Annotated in this window: 19 protein-coding genes and 2 tRNA genes; 10 read left to right on the forward strand and 11 right to left on the reverse strand. The window is 70.8% G+C overall.

The annotated features are described in order from the left end of the window. Positions 1 to 75 precede the first annotated feature (75 nt). On the forward strand, positions 76 to 1,143 hold the full coding sequence (gene recA / locus POL25_RS40960) for a recombinase RecA (RefSeq protein ID WP_272091868.1): 1,068 nt from the start codon (positions 76 to 78) through the stop codon (positions 1,141 to 1,143). Positions 1,144 to 1,285: 142 nt separating this feature from the next. On the opposite strand, the gene POL25_RS40965 is transcribed toward recA, so the two are convergent. The 5 genes from POL25_RS40965 to POL25_RS40985 form a co-directional block, all read right to left on the reverse strand. Then, entirely contained in the window at positions 1,286 to 1,711 is a 426-nt protein-coding gene (locus POL25_RS40965) for an HNH endonuclease (RefSeq protein ID WP_272091869.1), read from the reverse strand. Between the two features lie 44 nt (positions 1,712 to 1,755). Next, positions 1,756 to 1,968, reverse strand: coding sequence for a hypothetical protein (locus POL25_RS40970; RefSeq protein ID WP_272091870.1), 213 nt, complete (start codon positions 1,966 to 1,968; stop codon positions 1,756 to 1,758). Positions 1,969 to 1,982: 14 nt separating this feature from the next. Then, a tRNA-Ala gene (locus tag POL25_RS40975) sits at positions 1,983 to 2,049 on the reverse strand. Between the two features lie 29 nt (positions 2,050 to 2,078). Continuing rightward, positions 2,079 to 2,151 (reverse strand) — tRNA-Ala (locus POL25_RS40980). Between the two features lie 706 nt (positions 2,152 to 2,857). Further along, the gene (locus POL25_RS40985) at positions 2,858 to 3,715 is read right to left on the reverse strand and encodes a YgaP-like transmembrane domain (protein WP_272091871.1); all 858 of its coding nucleotides are present in this window, start codon (positions 3,713 to 3,715) and stop codon (positions 2,858 to 2,860) included. 556 nt (positions 3,716 to 4,271) lie between these two features. On the opposite strand from POL25_RS40985, the gene POL25_RS40990 reads away from it, so the two are divergent. Continuing rightward, positions 4,272 to 4,697, forward strand: a complete 426-nt coding sequence (locus tag POL25_RS40990) for a hypothetical protein (RefSeq protein ID WP_272091872.1) — start codon at positions 4,272 to 4,274, stop codon at positions 4,695 to 4,697. Between the two features lie 61 nt (positions 4,698 to 4,758). Next, positions 4,759 to 7,041: a neutral/alkaline ceramidase gene (locus POL25_RS40995; protein WP_272091873.1), complete on the forward strand. Its 2,283-nt coding sequence runs from the start codon at positions 4,759 to 4,761 to the stop codon at positions 7,039 to 7,041. Between the two features lie 65 nt (positions 7,042 to 7,106). Here POL25_RS40995 and POL25_RS41000 read toward each other — a convergent pair whose 3' ends face one another. Both POL25_RS41000 and POL25_RS41005 read right to left on the reverse strand, forming a co-directional pair. Beyond that, positions 7,107 to 7,430, reverse strand: a complete 324-nt coding sequence (locus POL25_RS41000; protein WP_272091874.1) for a putative quinol monooxygenase — start codon at positions 7,428 to 7,430, stop codon at positions 7,107 to 7,109. 31 nt (positions 7,431 to 7,461) lie between these two features. Continuing rightward, the gene (locus POL25_RS41005; RefSeq protein ID WP_272091875.1) at positions 7,462 to 8,367 is read right to left on the reverse strand and encodes a DMT family transporter; all 906 of its coding nucleotides are present in this window, start codon (positions 8,365 to 8,367) and stop codon (positions 7,462 to 7,464) included. A gap of 153 nt (positions 8,368 to 8,520) precedes the next feature. Between POL25_RS41005 and POL25_RS41010 the strand changes: the two genes are divergently transcribed. Both POL25_RS41010 and POL25_RS41015 read left to right on the forward strand, forming a co-directional pair. Further along, the gene (locus POL25_RS41010; protein WP_272091876.1) at positions 8,521 to 9,033 is read left to right on the forward strand and encodes a GNAT family N-acetyltransferase; all 513 of its coding nucleotides are present in this window, start codon (positions 8,521 to 8,523) and stop codon (positions 9,031 to 9,033) included. Next, positions 9,033 to 9,926: a class I SAM-dependent methyltransferase gene (locus tag POL25_RS41015; protein WP_373372150.1), complete on the forward strand. Its 894-nt coding sequence runs from the start codon at positions 9,033 to 9,035 to the stop codon at positions 9,924 to 9,926. The genes POL25_RS41010 and POL25_RS41015 overlap by 1 nt, the downstream gene beginning before the upstream one ends. Before the next feature lie 129 nt (positions 9,927 to 10,055). Here POL25_RS41015 and clpA read toward each other — a convergent pair whose 3' ends face one another. Together clpA and clpS are read right to left on the reverse strand one after the other, a co-directional pair. After that, entirely contained in the window at positions 10,056 to 12,449 is a 2,394-nt protein-coding gene (clpA, locus tag POL25_RS41020; protein ID WP_272091878.1) for an ATP-dependent Clp protease ATP-binding subunit ClpA, read from the reverse strand. Continuing rightward, positions 12,436 to 12,780 carry an ATP-dependent Clp protease adapter ClpS gene (gene clpS / locus POL25_RS41025; RefSeq protein WP_272091879.1) on the reverse strand — a complete coding sequence of 115 codons (345 nt, stop codon included), beginning with the start codon at positions 12,778 to 12,780 and terminating at the stop codon, positions 12,436 to 12,438. Before clpS ends, clpA begins: the two co-directional genes overlap by 14 nt. A gap of 116 nt (positions 12,781 to 12,896) precedes the next feature. Here clpS and POL25_RS41030 point away from each other — a divergent pair, with 116 nt between their 5' ends. Further along, on the forward strand, positions 12,897 to 14,045 hold the full coding sequence (locus POL25_RS41030; protein ID WP_272091880.1) for a GNAT family N-acetyltransferase: 1,149 nt from the start codon (positions 12,897 to 12,899) through the stop codon (positions 14,043 to 14,045). 145 nt (positions 14,046 to 14,190) lie between these two features. On the opposite strand, the gene POL25_RS41035 is transcribed toward POL25_RS41030, so the two are convergent. After that, on the reverse strand, positions 14,191 to 14,778 hold the full coding sequence (locus tag POL25_RS41035) for a peptide chain release factor-like protein (RefSeq protein WP_272091881.1): 588 nt from the start codon (positions 14,776 to 14,778) through the stop codon (positions 14,191 to 14,193). A gap of 350 nt (positions 14,779 to 15,128) precedes the next feature. Beyond that, positions 15,129 to 16,673 (reverse strand): hypothetical protein, encoded by a 1,545-nt coding sequence (locus POL25_RS41040; RefSeq protein ID WP_272091882.1) that lies wholly within the window; start codon positions 16,671 to 16,673, stop codon positions 15,129 to 15,131. Between the two features lie 487 nt (positions 16,674 to 17,160). Between POL25_RS41040 and POL25_RS41045 the strand changes: the two genes are divergently transcribed. From POL25_RS41045 to POL25_RS41060, 4 genes are all read left to right on the forward strand, one after another. Then, the gene (locus POL25_RS41045) at positions 17,161 to 17,628 is read left to right on the forward strand and encodes a hemerythrin domain-containing protein (RefSeq protein WP_272091883.1); all 468 of its coding nucleotides are present in this window, start codon (positions 17,161 to 17,163) and stop codon (positions 17,626 to 17,628) included. Between the two features lie 15 nt (positions 17,629 to 17,643). Then, entirely contained in the window at positions 17,644 to 19,773 is a 2,130-nt protein-coding gene (locus tag POL25_RS41050) for a prolyl oligopeptidase family serine peptidase (RefSeq protein WP_272091884.1), read from the forward strand. 75 nt (positions 19,774 to 19,848) lie between these two features. Beyond that, positions 19,849 to 21,177: an FG-GAP-like repeat-containing protein gene (locus POL25_RS41055; protein ID WP_272091885.1), complete on the forward strand. Its 1,329-nt coding sequence runs from the start codon at positions 19,849 to 19,851 to the stop codon at positions 21,175 to 21,177. A gap of 310 nt (positions 21,178 to 21,487) precedes the next feature. Beyond that, the gene (locus tag POL25_RS41060) at positions 21,488 to 22,477 is read left to right on the forward strand and encodes an NAD-dependent epimerase/dehydratase family protein (protein ID WP_272091886.1); all 990 of its coding nucleotides are present in this window, start codon (positions 21,488 to 21,490) and stop codon (positions 22,475 to 22,477) included. The last annotated feature ends 28 nt before the right edge of the window (positions 22,478 to 22,505 follow it).

A 22,505-nucleotide genomic window follows, 5' to 3' on the forward strand; every position in this document is an offset into this window, starting at 1 on the left:
CTCGAAGGCCATGACCCCAAGTGCTCGCAACTCTTGCGAGCGACCGCGGCACGAGGGCCGCAAAGGACGTCGGACATGGCAAGCCAACGCTCCTCCGCAACTCCTCTCGTCGTCCACGAGCACCGCGTCACCCTGCAAAAGGCCATCGACAGCATCGTCCAGCGCTTCGGCAAGGGCGCCATCATGGCCCTGGGCGGCGACCCCGGCGACCGCCAGTCCTTCGAGGTCGTGTCGACCGGCTCCCTCAACCTCGACCGCGCCCTCGGCATCGGCGGCCTGCCGCGCGGGCGCATCGTCGAGATCTACGGGCCCGAGTCGTCCGGCAAGACGACGCTCATGCTGCACGCGATCGCCGAGGCCCAGCGGCAGAAGCTCGCCTGCGCCTTCATCGACGCCGAGCACGCCCTCGACGTCAAGTACGCCCAGCGCCTCGGCGTGCGCCTCGAGGACCTGCTGATCTCGCAGCCCGACTGCGGCGAGCAGGCGCTCGACATCGTCGACACCCTCGCGCGCACCGGCGGCATCGGCCTCATCGTCATCGACTCGGTCGCGGCCTTGATCCCACGTGCGGAGCTCGAGGGCGACATGGGCGACCAGCACCTGGGCCTGCAGGCCCGTCTCATGAGTCAGGCGATGCGAAAGATCGCGGGCATCGCCTTTACGACCAACACCCTCGTCGTCTTCATCAACCAGCTGCGCCACAAGATCGGCGTCACCTTCGGCTCGCCCGAGACGACCACCGGCGGCAACGCCCTCAAGTATTTCGCCAGCGTCCGCCTCGACATCCGCCGGATCGCCACCGTGCGCGACGGCGAGGACGCGGTCGCCAACCGCTGCCGCGTCAAGGTGGTCAAGAACAAGTGCGCCCCGCCGTTCACCGAGGCGCAGTTCGAGATCGCGTTCGGCACCGGCATCGACCGCAACGCCGAGGTCCTCGACTGGGCCCTCGGTCGCAACGTGATCACCAAGGCCGGCAGCTGGTTCTCGCTCGGCGACATCCGCGTCGGCCAGGGCCGCGCCGCGGCGCTCGAGTGGCTGCGCACGCACCCCAGCGAGCGCGACGGCCTGCTCGCCCGCGCCATGACCGATCTCGCGGTGCCGACCGCGAGCGAGCAACCCGAGGAGGAAGCCCGCGCCGCCTGACCCACCAGCCGCAGGCGACGCCGGCTCGCAGCGTTGCGACCCGCAGAAATGCGAGCGCGAGCGAACACCGCTCGCGTCGCCTTCACCACAAAAACAAGAGCGGGCGGAAGCATCGCCTCCGCCCGCTCACCTCGCCGCTCATTCACGCCGCCTGCGGCAGCTCGCGCTCGAGCAAGAACTTCCACAGCGGCTTGTTGCTCTTGCGCGCGTTGCAGGGCCGGCAGCACGGCACCAGGTTGTCCGGCTCGTTGCTCCCGCCGCGCGAGCGCGGGATCACGTGGTCCCGGGTCACGCTGCGCCGGTTCAACCGCGCGTTGCAGTACGCGCAGAAGGTCAGCACGTTCCACTCGTAGAAGCGGAACTCCCGCGTGAAGCACGGGTCGAGCCGGCCTCGAATCACGTCGGCGACGGACGCCTTGATGAACTTGCTCATGTCCCGGAACCGGCCCAGACGCCCGTCACCGTTGCGCAGCGCCTTCCGCCGAAGATGCCGCGCCAGGTAAAAATCGGGGCCCCGCTCCGGGCGGGTACACAAGGTGTCATAGTGGTTCTTGATAAGCGCTTGCATGGCTCTCCTCCCCCTCTCACCGCTCGCGTGTCACGAACGTGGACTCAATCGACGTAGGTGAGCGTGCTCCACGTCGGCACCGCCACCGCCCCGCTCGCCCGGAACTCGACCTTCGCCTCGACCTCCATGTCCTCGCCGACGAGACGAACCTGGTCGCCCGCGCGGATGCACAGCTCGCCGAGCCGATGCTCGGTCATGGCGATCCGGATGCAGTGGTCCACCGTCCGGTCGTTCAAATTGGCCTCGATCGTACGCATACACACCTCCTCGATGGACAGGGCGGGGTTCGAACCCGCGACCTCCGCGCTGCCAGCGCGGCGCTCTCCCAGCTGAGCTACGAGCCCGGAACAAACGACATGGATCTCGATGGAGAAGGTCGGACTCGAACCGACGACCTCCTGCGTGCGAAGCAGGCGCTCTCCCGACTGAGCTACGACCCCGTTTTCGACGCGTCCCCGCGTCGCTACTCACCCGCGGCGACGAACGCCCGTCAGCCGCCGGCGGTCCGCCGATCCGCGCAGCCCGACGATCGATTCGACGAATGGGCGACATGTCCGAACGGACATGTCACGACATTCGCCGAATCACCGCACAATCGCGGCGACTCGTCTTGCGATTCGGATCAAGGCGACCGCGACATCCATCGCGGTCGAGACGCCGACCGACGCCGCGGGGCCGCTCTCGGATTCTCGGATCGGACCGCCCTGCGGTCGCGGATCAGGCGAGACTCTTGAGAAAGCGCTGGAAACCTCGTCCAGACAACCCCGCGCGATCGGTCTGCCGATCGGCTGCATGGTCCGCCGGCAGCTCCACGGCCGGCATATTCGGTTCGGCGGTGAGAGTCTGGGGGATCGTGCAGAGAAGGATGTCTTGGACGGGACGCATGGCGCTTACCTCATGAATGGCCTCAACAGTACCAGCGGCGCGCGGAGCCTGTCAAGCTCGGTGCATAAAAAAAAGATCGCGACTCCCGACAATCATCATAGGTCGCGGACCCTCGCCGACCCCACCGGCCCGCCGGCTCAATCACGCCACCCCTTGGCGCGAGCGCGCGCCTCTCTCCGCTGAACCATGTCTTTTAAACGAAGAAAGAGATGGAGGCGCGACCGCGTCGCGCCTTCATCTCTCGTTCGGTCTTCAAGACCGTCAGTAGCGGCCCGGCGGATCGCTGGCGGGGAAGGACTCGTCCGACTCGAAGTCGACCCGGTCCTGGAACGACGCGCGGCGCTCCTCGTCGACCCGCTGCTCCTGCGTCAGGGCGGGCGACGTCGCTTCCTCGCCGGCTTGCTCGCTGACCTCGCCTCGTGCCACGACATGCTCGCTGCGCCACTCGAGGATCTGCTTGAGGCGCGCGAGATCGCGGCACAGCGCCCGCTGCGAGTCGCGGCCGACGAGGCGCGCGACCCATGCACCGAGGTCGCCGGCCATCGGCTCGTGATACAGCCGCACCCACACCTCGGTGCCGCCCGAGGATGTCGCATGGAACTCGACGCAGCCCTCGCAGGCCCGCACCGCGCCTTCACGCGAGCGCCAGCCGATCCGCTGCCCCTCGACGTCCTGCGTGATCTCGACTTCGACCTCGACCGGCCGGCCGAACGGCCCCTCGGCCATCCAGCTCCAGCCGCCGCGCTCGAGTCGCGACACGCGGATCATGTCGGCCATGAACTGCGGCAGGTTCTGGAGGTGACGCCAGAACGCGTACACCTCACCGACCGGCCGATCGATCGTCACCGCGGCCTCGGCCACCACGGCCCGGCCGGGATCGACGCCGGGATACGGGGCCCCGGGCCGCTCGGTGTCGATCTGCATCGCCCGGTAAAACATGCTCTGACCTGTCACGCCGCGGCGCATGAGCGAGCCTCCGGCCAGCGCGACCACCAACGAAAGCGGCCACCGGCGCGCCCGCACCAGCCCCCACGCGACCATCCAGGCCCCAGCGAGCAGCGAAGCGGCGCGCTCGCTCTGGCCGACATTCTGCGCGCAGACCGTGTCTGCGCCACGCACGCATGAGCTCGAATTCTCCATCGTGGGTCTCCGCCGAGACCATGGATGCCATCGTCCGGTCGCGCCAGCGGTCGCTGCAATTTCGTCGCGCTGCGGCACGACCACGGTCGAGCTCGCCAGACGGCCGCGACCCCGCTCGGGCCGCTGCGCCGCCGTTCGCCCCGGTGGTGCATCGCCGGCTGTCCGTTCGGTCAGGTCCAGATCGAGCCCGCAACGAGGTCGCTCTCGTCGCGCTCCGCCGACCACCGCGCATCCTTCACGGTCCTTCACCCACGCGGGGCGCTCATCTGTCTCTCGAGACATGTCCCCGTCGACCCTCACGGTCCTCGCCGCAGCGGACCTTGCGCAGGTCGCCCGCGTCCGCCTGCTCGCTGGAGCGAACGGCGCGGCCCTTCGCTTTTGCAGGGCCCGGGTCATCCGCAGGCGCGACGGGCCTCAAGTCCACCATGATCGCGGCAGCGCATCGACCTCGCGGCCGCGGCTCCTCGGCGCCACCGCGCCGGCGCGCCGGGCCACGAGCGCGAGCGCCCCGCCCACGCACAATGTGGGCGCTCCCATGGCCATCACGCTCGACCTCTCGCACGCCCCGCTCGTCCTCTCGAGCTTCGACGGCGACCTGAGCCTGGACGACGTCGAGGCGTACATCGGCCGCATGGCCGAGGTTCACGATCGCCGCGAGCCGTACGTCAGCGTCATATGGATCGGCCAGTACGCCCGCAACCGCTCGCACACCGAGCGGATTGGTCGCTGGATCAAGGACACCGAGGACACCGCGCGGCAGTTCTGCCTCGGCGCGACCATGATCAGCCAGTCGACCGGCTTTCGCTTCTTGCTGGCGACGATCTTCCTGATCCGGCCGATGCCGTGTCCCTACCTGGTCTGCGGGACATGGTCGGAGGCGATCGCCCAGGCCCGCACCCAGGCCCGCGGCGCCGGCTTCCATTTGCCCGAGCTCGCCAGCCCGTGGCCCCAAGTCGCCTGAGGTCCGGCGAGGCTGCGCGACCTCACTCCGCGCCGCCCTGCCTGCGCGGTACCATGGCGAGATGCGCCCTGCCCTCACCTTGCCTGTCTTCTTCGCCCTCGCCGCTTGCGGCGACGACACCGGCACCACCACCGGGGCGACGGCCACCGACAGCAGCAGCACGACCACCGGGCCGACGTCCTCCCCGACGGCCGCGTCCGAGGGCCTGAGCGACACCGCAGCGCCGACGACCACCAGCGGCGGCAGCGACAGCGACAGCGCCTCGACCGGCACCACCGCCGCCCCGACCACCGAGGGCACCACCACCGGCGGCGAGCTCACCTGCGACCAGTCGCCCCACTACCGCGTCGGCGCGGCGATCCGCGACATCACCGGCCCGTCCGCCGAGCTGGTGATGATGGGCTACTCGATGCCCGAGCAGAAGGCCGAGGGCATCAGCACGCGGCTGTGGGCCCGCGCCTTTGTCGTCGAGCACCCGTGCAGCGGCACCCGGATCGCCTTCGTCAGCGCCGACCTCGGCCAGGTGTTCCAGGGCGTCCACCTCGAGGTCGTCAAGCGGCTCAAGGCCAAGCTCGGCGCCGACCGCTACGACTTCGACAACATCGCCCTCTCGGCCACGCACACCCACTCGGGCCTCGGCGGCTTCTCCCACTACACCATGTTCAACCTGGCCGTCGGCGGCTACGACCCCGACAACTTCGAGGTCATCGTCGCCGGCATCGTCGACGCCATCGAGGCCGCCGACGCCGGCCTCGATCACGGCGTCGTCAAGATCGCCCAGGGCCCGCTGCAGGACGCCAATTGGAACCGCAGCCCGCAGGCCTACGCCGAGAACCCCGACCCCGAGCGGGCCGCCCACGAGGCCGAGATGATGCGCGACACCAACACGGCGATGACCGTGCTCCGGTTCGAGCGCACCGGCGAGGGCGAGCTCGACGGCCAGCCGATCGGCATGCTGACCTGGTTCTCCAGCCACGCGACCAGCGTGTCCAACCAGAACCGCCTCGTCAGCGGCGATCACAAGGGCCTCGCCTCCTACTTCATGGAGAAGCACTTCGGCGCCGACTACACCGCGCCCGACCCATTCGTCGCCGCCTTCGCCCAGAGCGACGCCGGCGACGTCTCGCCGAGCGAGGTCATCGTCGGCGAGCCGAAGAACACGGTCGTGCGCCCGTGCGACGACAGCCCCGACCCTGCCTGCGACGACCTCGGCAACGCCGTCGTCCATGGCACCTGGCAGTACGAGCGCGCGCTCGAGCTGTTCGACGCCGCGGCCGAGCACCTGCGCGGGCCGGCGGCCGGGCGGCTCGCCTTCGTCGACATGGAGGACGTCACGATCGGCCCCGAGTTCACCGGCGACGACGAGCACACCACCTGTCACGCCGCGATCGGCTTCTCGATCGCCGCCGGCGCCGAGGACGGCGTCGCCGTCGCCTTCATCGAGGAGGGCATCGTCTACGGCGACCTGCCCAAGGTCACGCTCGTGCCCGAGGACCAGGCCTGTCACGAGGAGAAGACCATCTTGCTGCCGGTCGGCCGCATGCTCCCGTATCCCTGGTCGCCGACGATCTTGCCGGCCCAGGTGCTGCGCCTCGGCAGCCTCGCCATCCTGCCCGCGCCCTTCGAGGTCACCACGATCTCCGGCCGAAGGCTGCGCCACTCCGTGCTCGACGCGCTCGCCGGCACCGGCGTCACCCGGGCCGTGGTCGCCGGGCTCTCGAACGGCTACTCGAGCTACGTCACCACCCGCGAGGAGTACGCCGTCCAGCACTACGAGGGCGCGTTCACGCAGTTCGGCCCGTGGACCCTCGCCGCCTGGCAGCAGGAGTTCTCGCAGGTCGCCGAGGCGCTGCGCGACGGCGTCCAGGCGCCACACAAGGCCGTCCCGCTCGACCTCAGCGACGACCAGATCCTCAACGTCCCCGGCGTCGTCGCCGACTCGCCGTGCGCCCTGCTCGACGCCATCCTGTGCCCGTTCGACAAGTTCGGCGACGTCGTCACCCCGCCGCCCGCCAGCGCCGGGCCGGGCGACCTGGTCAAGGTCACCTTCCGCGGCGCGCACCCTCGCAACAACCTGCGCACCGGCACCGGCTACCTCGAGGTCCAGCGCGACGACGGCGGCACCTGGACCGTCGTCGCCCACGACTGGGACCCCGAGACGCGGTTCCGCTGGCGGCGCACCGGCGGCGCGCTGAGCCCGACCTCCGAGGTCGACGTCGAGTGGAAACTCCCCGACGACGTCGTGCCCGGCACCTACCGCATCGTCTACAACGGCGACGCCAGGTCGCTGTTCGCCACCTTCACCCCGATCACGGGCACCTCGCCGACCTTCACCGTCCAGTGAGGTCGCACCTCGGGACATGTCCTCCAGGGCATGTCCCGGGCGCCATGTCCTTCACGACATGCCCTTTACGCCAGGTCGACCGGCCGGAAGCGCGCGAACGGCCGCCCCAGCTCGGCCACCTCCCCCGGCGCGATCAGCTGGCACACGCCCTCGAGCTGCTGCCACAGCTGTTGCACCACCGGGTTCTCGTGGGCGCGGCGGGCTGCGTCCTCGGAGGCCCACTCGAACACCTCGAGGATGGTGCCGTCGTTCGCGCGCATCACGATCGGCTCGCGCTCGGTGGCCAGGTCCTGGGCGCGCAGCACCGGCAGGTGGCCGCGCAGGAGCTCGAGCAGCTCCTCGGCGCGACCGGGGAGGGGGCGGTAGCAGGCGATGACGATGACTCCCATTTCACAGCCGTAGCGCGCGGCCGGGGGGCGGTCAAGGACGCGCGGGCGTACGCGACACGCTGGCCGCGTAGATGGCCGCCAGCGACAGCGCCGTGCCAGCGGCCTCGACCATCCCGAACGGCTCGGCGAACACCAGCACGCCCCACAGCGTGGCCAGCACCGGCTGCAGGAGCAGCAGCAGCGAGCCGCTCGCGGCCGGCACGTGCGGCATGCCGCGCGAGATGAGCGCCCAGCCGCCCACGTGCGCGCCGACCCCGAGCAGCAGCAACAGGCCGAAGTCGCTGGAGCTCGCCACCGCCAGCGGCTCGCCGGTCGCCAGCGCCGCCAGCACCAGCAGCGCCGCCGCCGTCGCGCTCGACACGAACAGTGCCGCCGCGACCCCGAGCGGCCGCTCGCCGCGCTGGGCTGTCCGCAAGGACAGGTAATAACCGGCGTAGAACACACCCGTCAGCAGGCCCAGCAACACGCCCTGCAGGTGGACCGGGCTGCGCTCCAGCCCCGGCAGCGCCAGCATCGCCGTGCCGATCAAGGCCAGCAGCGCGCACACCCCGAGCCGCCGCGTCAGCCGCTCGCCGAGCAGCAGCGCCGAGAACAGCGCGACCCAGAACACCTGCGTGTTGGCCAGCAGCGTCGCCAGACCGGTGCCCGAGTACAGGATGCTCTTGTGCCACACGAACAGGTCGCCGGCGAAGCACGCGCCGGCCAGAGCCGCCCACGCGGTCGCCGGGCCGCGGCGCACGGCCTGTCCGTTCGGACCTGTCCGCGAGGACAGCCACGCCAGCGGCAGCAGAGCGGCCGCCCCGAGCCCGCAGCGGTAAGCCCCGATCGCCGCCGGCCCGAGCGCGATCCACTTGACGAACAGCGCCGTCACGCTGATCACCGCCGCCCCGAGAGCGACCAACACCAGCGGCGCGCGCGGGGGAGAAAGAGGGGCCATCACCAAACGTCAGCCTCGTCGAAGCCCTGCGCGGCGGCTCCGGCGCCCGACCAGCGCGCGCCCGCATCCGCGCGGCCGACACTAGCCCGCCGGCGGGGTGGGCACAAGCCGCTGGGCACCGCCGCGAGGCTGGCGTAAGGTCGTGAGCTGCCGATGCTGGTGCTCAGCCCCGCCACCGCCCACGACCTGCCGGCGCTGCAGGAGATCGAGCGCTCGGCCACCGACCTCTATTACGCGGCCGGCTTCTCGCGCGCTGCGATCGTCGCCCGCGGCCTCGCCGACATGCGGGCCCTGATCGGTCAGACCACTCTGTTGCTGGCGCGCGACGGCGACGAAGCGATCGGCTACGTCAGCTACTACCCGCGCGGCCCATACATGCACCTCGAGGAGATCGCCGTCCGCCGCGACCGCCAGGGCCGCGGCAGCGGGCGCCTGCTGGCCGATCAGGTGCTGGCGGCCGCGCGCGCCGACCCGCAGTGCAGCCACCTGTCCCTGGTCGCGTTCTGCCGGGCCGCCTGGGCCCTCCGCCTGTACGACCGCCTCGGCTTCCGCTCGCTGGCCGCCCTGCCCGACCCCCTGCCGCACGCCGAGCTGCTGGCCGAGCTGCTGGCCGAGGCCGCCCCGGGCGAGCCGCGACAAGTCATGGTAATGCCGGTCGGGCCGTGATCCGACGCGACCTCCACCAGCACAACCGCCTCGCCTGGGACGCCGCCACTCCCGCGCACAGCAGCCACAAGCACGACCAGGCCGGGTTCCTCCGCGGCGGCGGCACCACCCTGTTCGACGACGAGGTGCACCTGGTCCTCGGTACAGGTCCCGAAGGCCATGTCCTGGAGGACATCCGCAAGTCCGGCGCGCGCCCGCTGAGCGGCCTGCGCCTGCTGCACGGCGCGTGCAATGCCGGCCAGGACACCCTGTCGCTGGCGCAGCTCGGCGCGGAGGTCACCGGCGTCGACATCAGCCCGACGGCGATCGCCGCCGCGCAGACGCTGGCCGAGGAGACCGGCATCCCGGCCCGCTTCGCCGTCGCCGACCTCTACGACTGGCTGCCGGCGCAGGAACCGGAGTTCGACGTCGTCTTCATGACCTACGGCGCGCTGCTCTGGATGTCCGACCTCGACGCGCTGTTCGCCGCGCTCGCGGGGGTCCTGAAGCCCGGCGGTCGCGTCGTCGGCCTCGAGTTCCACCCGCTGGCGATGATGTACGACCAGGGCCGCCTCACCTACCCGTACAGCGGCGGCGCGCACGTGGTCGGCGAGGCCGGCATCGGCGACTACGTCGCGGCCTCCGGGACCGCGCTGGCGCCGTCCGGCTTCCTCGAGGGCGAGGTCGACTTCAAGAACCCGCACGCCACCCACGAGTTCTCCTGGGGCGTCGCCGACATCCTCGGCGCCCAGCTGCGGGCCGGCCTCGTGCTCGAGGTCGTGCGCGAGTACACCTACGCCAACGGCTGCAAGATCTGGCCCGACATGGTCGAACAGCCAGGTCGCCGCTTCACCACCACCAGCCCGGCCGTCCCGCCGCTCATGCTCGGCTGGTCGTCGCGCCGGCCCGGCTGACACGGTCATACGATGCATGGGACAGGTTCGGCGCTCGGATGAACCTGTCCCTTCGGACATCTTATCGCCCCGCCGAAACGGCGATGCGCACCTGGCCCATGAGCCAGGTGCGCATCGACACGCCTCACCTCAGTTGAGCAGCGACTCGGGCTTGGCCGGCGTCTTCGCCTCCGGCGCGGGCGTCGTCTCCGGCGCGGGCGGGTCGAAGCGGAACGTCAGTGTGTCGTCCGCGCCGACCTCGACCGTCACGTGGCCGCCGTGCTCGAGCTGGCCGAACAGCAGCTCGTCGACCAGCTTGGCCTTGATCTCCTCGTCGAGCAGGCGGGCCATCGGCCGCGCCCCGTACAGCTTGTCGTAGCCCTTGCGCGCGACCCACGCCCGGGCCGCCTCGGCGAAGCTGAACGTGACCTTGCGGTCGGCCAGCTGCAGCTGCAGCTCGCGCAGCATCTTGTCGGCGACCTGCAGGATGACCTCCGGCGGCAGCGACTTGAACACGACGATGCGGTCGAGCCGGTTGCGGAACTCGGGGCTGAACGTGCGCTCGAGCGCCGCCTTCGGGTCGCCGACCCGCGTGCCCTCGCGCTCGGCGAAGCCGACCTGGCGGGTCGTCATGTCGGTCGCGCCGGCGTTGCTCGTCATGATGAGGATGACGTTGCGGAAGTCGGTCTTGCGGCCGTTGTTGTCGGTCAGCGTCGCGTGGTCCATCACCTGCAGCAGGATCGCGAACAGGTCGGGGTGGGCCTTCTCGATCTCGTCGAGGATCACCACGCTGTGCGGGTTCTTGCTGACCGCGTCGGTCAAGAGGCCGCCCTGATCGAAGCCGACGTACCCCGGCGGCGCGCCGATCAGGCGGCTGACGCTGTGCTTCTCCATGTACTCGCTCATGTCGAAGCGCAGCAGCGGGACCGCCAGCTGACCCGCGAGCTGCTTGGCGAGCTCGGTCTTGCCGACGCCGGTCGGCCCGGCGAACAGGAAGCTGCCGATCGGCTTGTCGACCCGGCCGAGGCCGGCGCGCGAGCGCTTGATCGCGGCGGTGACCGTGGCCACCGCCTCGTCTTGCCCGAAGACCAGGTTGCGCAGGCCCTTCTCGAGCGTCTGCAGCACCTCGCGGTCGGAGGTCGACACCGACTTCGGGGGGATCCGCGCCATGCGGGCGATGACCGCCTCGACGTCGCTGGCGCCCACCGCGACCCTCGGCGGCGACGGGGCCGGCCGCCCGGGGTTGAACGTGACTTGCAGCGACTGCGCCGGGGCAGGCGGCGGCGGCGGCGCGGCCAGGCGCACCGCGGCGCCGGTCTCGTCCATCACGTCGATCGCCGAGTCGGGCAGGTGCCGGTCGCGCAGGTACTTGTGCGCCAGGCGAGCGCACAGCTCGATCGCCTCGTCGTTGTAGCTCACCGCGTGGTGCTCCTCGTAGGCCGGCCGCAGGCCCTTGAGGATGTCGATCGTGTCGTCGACGCTCGGCTCCAGGATCTCGACCTTCTGGAACCGCCGCGCCAGCGCCGCGTCGCGCTCGAACGACTGCTTGAAGTCCTTGTACGTGGTCGCGCCGATGCAGCGCAGCTCACCCGACGCCAGCGCCGGCTTGAGCATGTTGCTGGCGTCCATCGTCCCGCCGGACGTCGCGCCGGCGCCGACGATGGTGTGGATCTCGTCGATGAAGAGGATCGCGCCCGGATCCTTCTGCAGGGCGGCGATCACCGCCTTGAGCCGCTCCTCGAACTGGCCGCGGAATTTGGTCCCGGCGAGCACGGCGCCCATGTCGAGCGCGTACAGCTTGGCGTCCAGCAGCGCCGCCGGCACCTGGCCCTCGTGGATGCGCAGCGCCAGGCCCTCGACCACCGCCGTCTTGCCGACGCCCGGCTCGCCGACCAGCACCGGGTTGTTCTTGCGCCGCCGACACAGCACCTGGACCACGCGCTGGATCTCCTGCGTGCGGCCGATCAGGAGCTCGATCTTGCCTGCCGCCGCCTTGGCGCTGAGGTCGACGCAGTACGCGCCGAGCGGATCGCCCGCCACGCGCTCGTCGTCGTCCTCTTCGCCGCCGACCGGGTTCGGCGCCGGGCGGCCCTGCGGCGCGCGCTCGCTCGATCCCTTGCCGATCCCGTGCGACAGGAACAGGGTCGCGTCGCGGCGGGTCACGCCGTGCTCGCGCAGCACGTAGGCGGCGAAGCTCTCGCTCTCGGCGAAGATCGCGATCAGCAGGTTGGCGCCGGTGACCTCAGTGCGGCCGGAGCCCTGCACGTGGAGGATCGCGCGCTGCAGCACGCGGCCGACGCCGATCGTCTGATGCACCGTGGCCTCGGCGTCGTCGGGCAGGCGCTCGACGTTCTGCTCGATGAAGCCCTCGAGCTCGCCGCGCATCTTGTCGACGTCGGCGCTGCAGGCCTGGAGCACCTTGCGCGCGCTGGCGTCGTCGAGCAGCGCGAGCAGCAGGTGCTCGAGCGTGATGTACTCGTGGCGCCGCCGCTGGGTGTCGGCGATCGCGTGGTTTATCGTCTGCTTGAGTTCATTGCTCAGCATCGGGGTCTTCCTCGGGCTCCATCGACGCCATCAAGGGGCACTCTTGTTGGCGCGCGAGCATGTGTACCTGGGCGACCTTCGTCTCGGCGATCTCGTGGGTGTAGACGCCGGCGACGCCGATGCCATGGTTGTGCACGTGCAACATGATCACCGTGGCTTCGGCTTCGGTCCTGTGAAACACGGTCTGAAGCAGGCGGACGACGAACTCCATCGGCGTGTAGTCGTCGTTGTGGAGCAGGACGCGGTACATCCGTGGGCGCTGCGTCTTGCGCTCCGTGCGACTCTTCAGCGCAACACTGCCCTTGGGGCTGGATTTCTCACGGCTGGACATGCTGCTGGCAACCTAGTGTAGCCCTCGCGCCGGGGCTTTCCACCCCGCCCGCAGGCTGACCTGTGCTAGCGTACACGAGTCACGTGCCGGATCTGACGAGCCGCACCGTCACAAGCTTGGCGAGCGTCGACGCCGCGTCATGGGACGCGCTCGCTCACGAGGGCTGCCCCTTTCTAAAGCACGGGTTCCTGCGGGCGCTCGAGCTGTCGGGCTCCGTCGGCGACGAGCCGGGTTGGCGGCCGATCTACGTGCTCGTCGAGCAACACGGCGCCGCCGGCGCAGGGTCGGCGCCGCGCCTGGTCGGTGCGGCGCCCACGTACGTCAAGCGCCACAGCTACGGCGAGTTCATCTTCGACTGGGCGTGGGCGCGGGCGGCCGTGCAAGGCGGCCTGCGCTACTACCCCAAGCTGGTGATCGCCGCGCCGATGACCCCGGCCACCGGTCCCCGCATGCTGATCGCCCCCGACTGCGCGCGCGACGAGATCGTGCCTCGCCTGGTCGCCGGCGTGCGCGACGTCGCGGAGGCCGAGCGCTGTTGGTCGATCCACTGGCTGTTCACGACGGCGCGCGAGCACGACGAGCTGGCCGCGCTCGAGTTCATGCGCCGCGCCAGCTACCAGTACCACTGGCACAACGAGGGCTACGCCGACTTCGAGGCTTTCCTCGCCACCATGACCTCGCGAAGGCGCAAGCAGCTCCGCAAGGAGCGCGCCCGGGCCCGCGAAGGCGTCGACGAGCTCGAGTGGGTCCGCGGCCCCGACCTCGGCCCCGAGGACCTGGTCGACATCGACCGCTACTACCGCAGCACCGTGCGCGCCTACGGCGGCCTCGACTACCTTCAGACAGGTTTCTTCGACCATGTCCACAAGGCCATGCCCGAGCAGATGCTGTGGGCCCGGGCCCGTCGCGGCGGCCGGACCATCGCCGGCACCCTCTACTTCGAGACCGACGCGGCGCTGTTCGGCCGCTACTGGGGCTGCGACGAGAACGTCCCGTTCCTCCACTTCGAGGCCGCCTACTACGCGGCGATCGAGCGCTGCATCGCCCGCAAGACCCCGCGCTTCGAGGCCGGAGCGCAGGGCGAGCACAAGCTGCTGCGAGGCTTCGCGCCGGCGCGCACGTACAGCAGCCACTGGTTCCGCCACCCGGGCCTGGCCTCGGCCGTCGGCCGCTTCCTCGCCGAGGAGTCGGTCGCCGCGCACGAACAGATGCGCGAGCTGGAAGAGTACCTGCCCTTCCGCAGCGAAGAGCCCGAGCCCGAGTGACCCGCGAGCACGAGTGACCACCGAGCCCGAGCCCGAGTGACCCGCGGCGCGCGCCGAACAAGTCACTCGCCGGCGCGCGCCGAACGAGTCACTCACTCCCGGCGAGCGACCCGGCGGCTCTTCAGCCCTCGCGTCCTCTCGCCGCTTACTCGTGCTCGCGCGACGCCGCGTTCGGATCGAGGTCCTCGAGAAAGCCCCGCGCGAACCGGCGGTACGTCATTCGCGTGTCGCGCCGGTGGTCGACCACGACATCGCCCTGGACCTGGATCGTCCGGATCTTGTCGCCGCGCATGCCGCTGCCGGCCTGGGCCTTGCGTTCCGCGCAGCGACCCGCGCGCTCGGCCTCGCGGCGCTCCGCCGCCAGCCGCGCGCGCAACAGCTCGAGCGCCGTCTCGCGGTTGATGCTCTGGCTGCGACCGCCGTCGACGCGCACGTGGTGACCGCTCGGCTTGTGGCGCAGGTGCACCGCCGTCGAGGTCTTGTTGCGGTGCTGTCCGCCTTTGCCGCTGCCGCGGCAGAAATCCTCCTCGAGGTCCTCCGGACGGATCTCCACCGCCATCGCCGCCGCCGGCTCGAGCACCACCACCGTCACCGTGCTCGAGTGGACGCGGCCGCGCTTCTCGGTCGGCGGCACCCGCTGCCAGCGATGACCGCCCGCCTCGTCCGCGAACCACCGCCGCGCCGCGCCGCCGGTCGCCTTGAAGCACAGGAACCCCGGGCGCGCGTCGATCACCTCGAGGTCAAAGGCGCTCCCGCACGGCCAGCTTCTGGTACACCGCGAACTGCTCGTGCACGAGCAACTTGGCGTCGTCGCCGCCCTCGGCGGCCCGGATTTCGATGATGAGCGTGGTCTTCATGGCTGCCTGTCCGGCCGCGCCGTCGCAAACGCGAAGCGCCACCCGGGCCGGCGCGGCCTCGATCCGCGAAGATCGGCTGCACCCGGATGGCGCGAAGGACAGGACGCTCAACCGCGACCGACGAGCACGCCGCCGCGCACCTGGAGGGCGCGGACGGAGCGCAGGCGGATCGCGGCGCGCATGACGGGGGGACAATACTCGCGGCCCGGCGGCCAGGCAAGCCGCCTCAGCCCGGATCGATCGGCGCGCACTTGAACTCGACCTCGATCTCGGCCTCCTTGTCGTTCTGGACCGCGACGCAAGTCTCGGGGCACAGCACCACCTTGCCGTCGTCGAGGTAGAACGAGCCCGGTCCGCACCCGTCCGCGGCCGGCACCTGCTTGAACACCTCGGCCTCCATCGCTTCCATCGGCGTGAACTTGACCACCACCGAGTCCTCGTCGAGCTCCTTGCCCTCCGGCGGCGGCGGGATGGCGAAGTCGCACGCGATGGTCGCGTCGGCGATCACCCCGCCGGCCAGCGCCTGGAACAGCGCGTCGTAGGTGTTCGTGTCGCACAGCGGGAAGCGCAGCGCCCCCGTCGCCACCGACAGGCTCTGGTGACCGATCCCGCCGTTGACCCCGCTCGGGCATTTGGTCGTCACGATCGGGTCCTCCGCCGAATACGGGTCATCCGCCGGATCGTTGAACGACAGCCCGACGATGCTGTAATAGCTGTAGTTGCGGGTCTCGGGCGTCGGCCCGAAGTGCAGCGGCGACAGCTCGCGCAGCTTCGCGTCGAACTTCTCGGCCGCGTTGGCCCCGCCGGCGATCGTGTTGTTGTCGTTGTAGTGGTCGTTGCCGTGCGAGCAGACCACGCGGTCGTCCGACACCTCGACCATGATCTTGAACGCCTCCGGGCGCAGCCACGCCTGCCAGCCCTTCGGCGCGAACTTGAAGAGGTCCTGCTGGGCCCCGTTGAACGTGTCGAGCATGCGGCACCACGAGTCGGTGCTGTCGATCTCCACGCTGTAATGATAGAACTTGCCCGGGTTGTTGATCGGCTGGCTCGGCGGATTGGTGCAGCCGCCCTTGGGGATCCCCGACAGCGGCGCCTCGATGCACACCTGCGTCGACGAGTACTTGCCGTAGCGCGAGATGAGGATGACGCGGTAATCGAGCCCGCTCGCCGCCAAGATCTCGGCGAAGTTGTCGTTGATGTTGTCCTGCACCCCTTTGATCTCGGCCGCCATGCTGCCCGAGTTGTCGATCACGACGATGATGTCGACCGGGCGCGGCACCAGCACCGGCACCGCCGACTGGGTCCCGCACGCCGACGGCATCACCTGACACTGCGCGGAGCAGCCGCTCTCCGGCCCGTTGAGCCAGCCGAAGTCGCACTCCTCGCCCGGGCCCGGCATGCCGTCGCCGCACACCTCGAGCACGCAGCCCACGCCGCAGCCGATGCCGATGCCGTTGTGATCGCCCGCGTCGCACGCCTCGCCCGGGTCGACGTTGCCGTCGCCGCAGAACGGCGCCGCCGGCTCCCCCGAGCTCGTGCTGCCCGTCTCGCCCCCGCTCGTGCTCGCGTCGCCGGTGGACGCGCTGTCCGAGCCGCTGCCCGCGGACGTCGTCCCCGTCCCGGCCGACTGCGACGATTCCATGTCCGTCGTCGTCGGCAGCGGCGGCGGCGATTGAGTGGCCTCGGTCGTCACGCCGAAGCCGCTCTCGCTCGCCGAAACCTCGGCGCGGTCGCCGTTGCACCCGGCGAGCAGCGCGACCGTCGTCCCCACTTCGAACATTCTACGCATTCGCATACGAGCGCACTCTCCCGCTGTCGCCGCGAACATCCCGTTCGTCGGCGCGGCCAGTCGCGCGGACAATCCGCGATCAGAAGGTGGGTCGAGGTCAGCCCGTGCGCCATCAAGAACCCGTCAGCATCGACGCGCGTGACGCTCTCGACGGTCGTCGACGAACCCTCGCCGTGACGCGGACGCACCGTGTTCCGCGGCCGAACGCGGCGCACGGTCGAGGCGCACGACCGACCCGCCGCTGTGACCGTGACCACCCGAGATCGAAGGCCCGGCCGGCATCAACGCGATCTTGACGACATGACCGATCGGACATGCCCGCGAAGACATTCTCGTTCACGGCGATGGCCGCGCCGAAGTCACTCGCGGCGGTCGGGCCGCCCGGGTGCGCACCGGTAACCTCGCGCCGCGCGGAGCTTCATGGCCACCCGCTGGTCCGACCTGCGGATCGCCGCATAACCACCCGGCGATGTTCGGGCCGACGATCTGGGACCTCCTCGAGCGCGACCACGAGGCCGTCAGCGCGCACCTCGCCGCGCTCCAGGCCGCCTCGGAAGACGCGGCGCGCGAGCTCTTGCCGGCCCTCGTCTGCGAGCTGACCGCCCACGCGCGGGCCAAGGAGGCCGTCCTTTACGGCCTCCTCTTGCACGACGAGCGGGCCCGGACGCGGGTCGTCGAGGGCCTCGGAGAGCTCGAGCGGATCCGTGCCGGCCTGAACGATCTCGAGCTGCTCCCGGTCGGCGACGACAAGTGGTCGTTCCGCCTCGCCGGCCTGGCCGACGTCGTCCGCGGCCACTTCCGGGTCGAGAAGGCCGAGCTGTTGACGCTCGCCCGCCAGGCTTTGAGCGAGGTCCAGGCCACCGACCTGGCCACGCGCTACCTCGCCGAGCAGGCGCGGATAAGACGCGACCTGTCCTGTCTCGTCGCGCCGCGCTGATGTTATCGTCCGCGCATGGCCAGGAGCTCCCTGTTCGCTGTCACCGTCGCCCTCCTCGGCGCCTGCACCGAAACCGGCTCCGCGCCCGCGCTCCCCGGCGCGCGCGAGACCTGCGACGACCCACCGCCGGCCACTCGCCGGCAGGACCTCGTCGACACCATCCACGACACCCCCGTCGCCGACCCGTACCGCTGGCTCGAAGTCGAAAGCGATCCGGAGGTCAAGGCGTGGATGGCCGCGCAAGACGACTACGCGCGCGAGCGGCTGCAGGCGCTGCCGCGGCGCGACGCCATCGCCACCCGCCTCGGCGAGCTGCTCGACATCGACGCCATGTCCGCGCCGTACCACCGCGGCGGCAACTACTTCTACACCCGGCGCCACAAGGGCGTGCAGAAGCCGATCTACTACCTCCGCCGCGGCGACCAGGGGCGCGAGGAGGTGTTGATCGATCCGAACAAGCTCAGCCCTGACGGCAGCGTCGCCGTCCACGGCATCTTCCCTGACTTCGGCGGCCGCCTCGTCGTCTACAAGCTCAGCCAGAACAACGCCGACGCCTCCACCCTCTACCTCCGCGACCTCGCCACCGGCCGCGACCTCGGCGACATCATCGAGGGCGCCCGCTACGCCTCGCCCGCGTGGACCCCCGACGGCAGCGGCTTTTATTACGTGTGGCTGCCGACCGACCCCGGCATCCCGCCGTCCGAGCTGCCCGGTCGCGCCGAGGTCCGTTATCACCGCGTCGGCGAACCTGCCTCGAAGGACAGCATCGTCGCCCCCGCCACCGGCGACCCCTCGCGGTTCGTCGGCGTCGGCCTGTCACGCGACGGTCGGTGGTTGTTCCTCCACCACCAGCACGGCTGGACCAGCAGCGACGTCTACGTCCGCGACCTCCACGCCGGCGAGCGAGAGTTTCGCCCGCTCGTCGTCGGCCAGCGCGCCATCTACGACGTCACCGCCTGGCGCGACCGCTTCTACGTCCACACCAACGAGGGCGCCCCGCGCTACCGCGTGTTCGAGGTCGACCCGCACCGCCCCGCGCGCGCCGACTGGAAGCTGCTCGTGCCCGAGGACGAGGCCACCCTCGAGGGCCTGCAGGTCGTCGGGGAGCGGCTCGTGCTGTCGTACTTGCGCGACGCTCACAGCGCGGTCGTCGTCCGCGGCCTCGACGGCGGCTTCGTGCGCGAGCTGCCGCTGCCCGGCCTCGGCAGCACCGGCGGCCTCGTCGGCAACCCCGATGAAGATCGGGCTTACTTCAGCTTCTCGTCCTTCACCGAGCCGAGCCAGATCTTCGAGACCTCGATCGCCACCGGTGACACCCGCCTGTGGCAGCGCATCGATCTCCCGGTCGACACCAGCCGCTTCGTCGTCGAGCAGATCCGCTACGCCTCCGAGGACGGCACCCCGATCTCCATGTTCGTGGTGCGGCGGCGCGACCTCCCGCTGTCGGCCGACGCCCCCGCCCTGCTCACCGGTTATGGCGGCTTCTCGGTCAGCATGACCCCCGCCTTCTCCGCCCGCGCCGTCGTCTGGCTCGAGCACGGCGGCGTGTTCGCCGTGCCCAACCTGCGCGGCGGCGGCGAGTACGGCGAGGACTGGCACCGCGCCGGCATGCGCGAGCACAAGCAGAACGTGTTCGACGACTTCGCCGCGGCCGCGCGCGCGCTCGTCGAACGCGGCTACACCCGTCACGAGCGCCTCGCCATCCTCGGCGGCAGCAACGGCGGCCTGCTCGTCGGCGCCACCATGACGCAGCACCCCGAGCTCGTGCGCGCCGTCGCCTGCGCGGTGCCCCTGCTCGACATGGTCAGGTACACCCAGTTCGGGGCCGGCAAGACCTGGATCCCCGAATACGGCGACCCCGAGGACCCGCGCGATTTCGCCTTCATCTATCCGTATTCGCCCTACCATCATGTGACGGTGGGAACGAAATACCCCGCGATGCTGATGCTCGCCGCCGACAGTGACGACCGCGTCGACCCCATGCACGCCCGCAAGTTCACCGCCCAGATCCAGCACGCCAGCAAGCGCCCTGCGTGGCTGCGCATCGAGTCGAACGCTGGTCACGGCGGCGCAGACCTGCTGCATCAGACCATCGCCCGCGAGGCCGACACCCTCGCGTTCTTGTTGCATCACGTCGCCCCCTGATCGCAGACGCGGGCAATCCCGCGCTCCCGCGGCCTCGCATGGACGAGCGCCGCGGCGCTGACCTATCCTGCGATCATGGTGGATTGTCGGATCGCGGGCTCGCTCGTGCTCGTCGCCGGGGCGAGCGCATGCTCCGTCCCGAACCCGCTGTTCTTGCCCGGCCACGCTGAAGACGCGACCTCGAGCGCCGATACGGGCCCGGCCACCACCGGCGACGAGGGCACCACCGGCGGCCCACCCGTCAGCACCGGCGGCGACGAAGCCACTTCGTCGCCCGGCACCACCGCCGTCGCGCCTGCGTGCGGCAACGGCATCCAGGAGCCCGGCGAGCAGTGCGACGACGGCAACCAGATCGCCGGTGACGACTGCGAGCCCAACTGTCGCCCGCTGTTCGCCCCGTGGGATCAACCGATCGAGGGCAGCGAAGACGCCGCCGCGCTCGCTCTCGGCGACCTCGACGGCGACGGCGACGACGACCTCGTCCTCGGCTTCGCTACCTGCTCGATGGGACAGGCGTGCGCCCGCGTGTGGCACCAGGGCGACGCCGGCTTCGTCGAGGTCGCGCCCATTCCGCTCCCCGGAGCCCCTGCGCGCCTCTTCATCGCCGACTGGGACGAAGACCAGGTCCCCGACCTGCTCGCCGCCCACACCGCCGGCTTCGTCAGCCTCGCCCTCCTCGGCACCCTCGATCTGCCGCTCGAGATCCCCTACGCCGGCGACCTCGCGGCCGCCATCGTCGCGCCCATCGACGGCGATGCGCGGCCCGATCTCGTCATCCCCGACGAGGCCGGGCACAAGGTCTATTACATCCTCGCCAACGGCTTCGGCTTCACCCAGCCGAACACGGTCAACTGCGACCACCCGCCGCGTCACGTCGCAGTCGCCGACGTCGACGACGACGGCGAGGCCGACCTCGTCTACTCGATCGACCTCGGCCCCGATCCCGGCTTCTCGGTCAAGCCCGGCTTCGAGGGCGCCGACCTCGGCCCCTTCGTCAGCAACGCCGGCAACGCCAGCGCGCTCGCCATCGGCGAATTCGGCGGCCCGCCGTGGCCCAACGTCGTCTTCAGCGACCCCGTCGGCAACACCCTGCAGGTGTTCAACAATCAGGGCGGCGGCCAGTTCGAGAAAGCGAGCGACACCATCGACGCCGAGCCCGGCGTGCTGCGGCTCGTGGCCGCGCGAATCACCACCGACGAATTCGACAACATCCTCGCCCTCGCCCCCGCGGCCCTCCAGATCTTCACCTACGCCGAGGGCAAGATCGTCTCCGGCCCCTCGCGCAGCTTCGCCGGCACCGCCATCGACTTCCAGGTTGGGCGCCTCGGCGGCGACGATCGCCTCGACCTCGCCGTGCTCACCACCCACGGCGCCTACGTCCTCGTCAATCAGTCCGGCGAGTGAGCGAGCCGCGAACTCGCCCTCTCTCGGTCCGGCCCACTCGCCTCGCGTCCCTGCAGCCCTCCGGTCGAGCCCGCCGCGCGCCCCTCCTTCGTCCGAGCTTCGATGCGAGCGCGCTCGCGCCCGTCGCACACATGTCCCGAAGGACAGACGGTGCGCAACCGCCTGCACCGATCGACCGCACCAGTCCGCGGTCGCGAGCGGCGGCGGGTCCGCGACGTGTGAGATTCGCCAGGGGTTCCGCCGACCCGCCCCGCTTGCGGCGGCGCGCCGCGATTTGCCACCATGCGCGCGGAACTCGGCCAGTCCTCCCATGACAGCATCCCACGGTCCCGTCGGCCCCCACACCCCCTCGGGCCGCAAGGTCCTCGTCACCGGCGCCGGCGGACAGGTCGGCCTCGACCTCCTGCAGGCGCTGCGCTCGCGCGGCGACCAGGTGTTCGCCAGCGACCTCGCGCTGCCGAGCGGCGACGCCGGTCTCGGCCTCCCGTGGTCGAGCCTCGACGTCACCCGCGCCGAGCAGGTCGACGCCCTCGTCGCCGAGCTGCGCCCCGACGTCATCTACCACCTCGCCGCGATCCTCAGCGCCACCGGCGAGCGCGACCCGCTGCGCACCTACGCCGTCAACCAGGACGGCACGCTGCACGTCCTCGAGGCCGCGCGCAAGTTCGGCGTGCGCCAGGTGATCTTCACCAGCACCATCGCCGTGTTCGGCCCCGGCCTCCCGCCGCTCGTGGGCGACGACGTCTCGCTGCGCCCGACCACCATGTACGGCGTCACCAAGGTCGCCGGCGAGTTGCTCGGCGAGTACTACAGTCGCCGCCACGGCCTCGATTTCCGCGGCGTCCGCTTCCCCGGCCTGCTGTCGGCCGTGCTGCCGGGCGGCGGCACCAGCGACTACGCCCCCCTGATGTACTACGAGTCGCTGCGCACCGGCGGCTACGAGGCCTTCTGCCGCCCCGACAGCCAGATCCCGCTGATGTACATGCCGGACGCCCTGCGCGCCCTCGTCGAGCTGTCGCTCGCTCCGCGTGAGCGGCTCGGCCGCTGCATCTACAACATCGCCGCCTTCTCGCCGACCGCCCAGGACATCGCCGACGAGGTCGCCCGCGTCGTCCCCGGCGCGCGCATCACCTTCGCGCCGGACCCCGCGCGCCAGGCCATCCTCGACTCGTGGCCGCGCGCGCTCGACGACGCCTGCGCCCGCCGCGACTGGGACTGGCGCCCGGCCTGGGACCTGGCCAGGATGAGCGACGACCTCACCCCCAAGCTCGCCGCGCTGGCCGCCCGCGCCGGCAAGTGACCCGAAGTTCGCCTGACCCGAAGGACCT

Origin of the sequence: Nannocystis bainbridge (assembly GCF_028368995.1) — a bacterium.
In the GTDB taxonomy this organism is placed as follows: domain Bacteria; phylum Myxococcota_A; class Polyangia; order Nannocystales; family Nannocystaceae; genus Nannocystis; species Nannocystis bainbridge.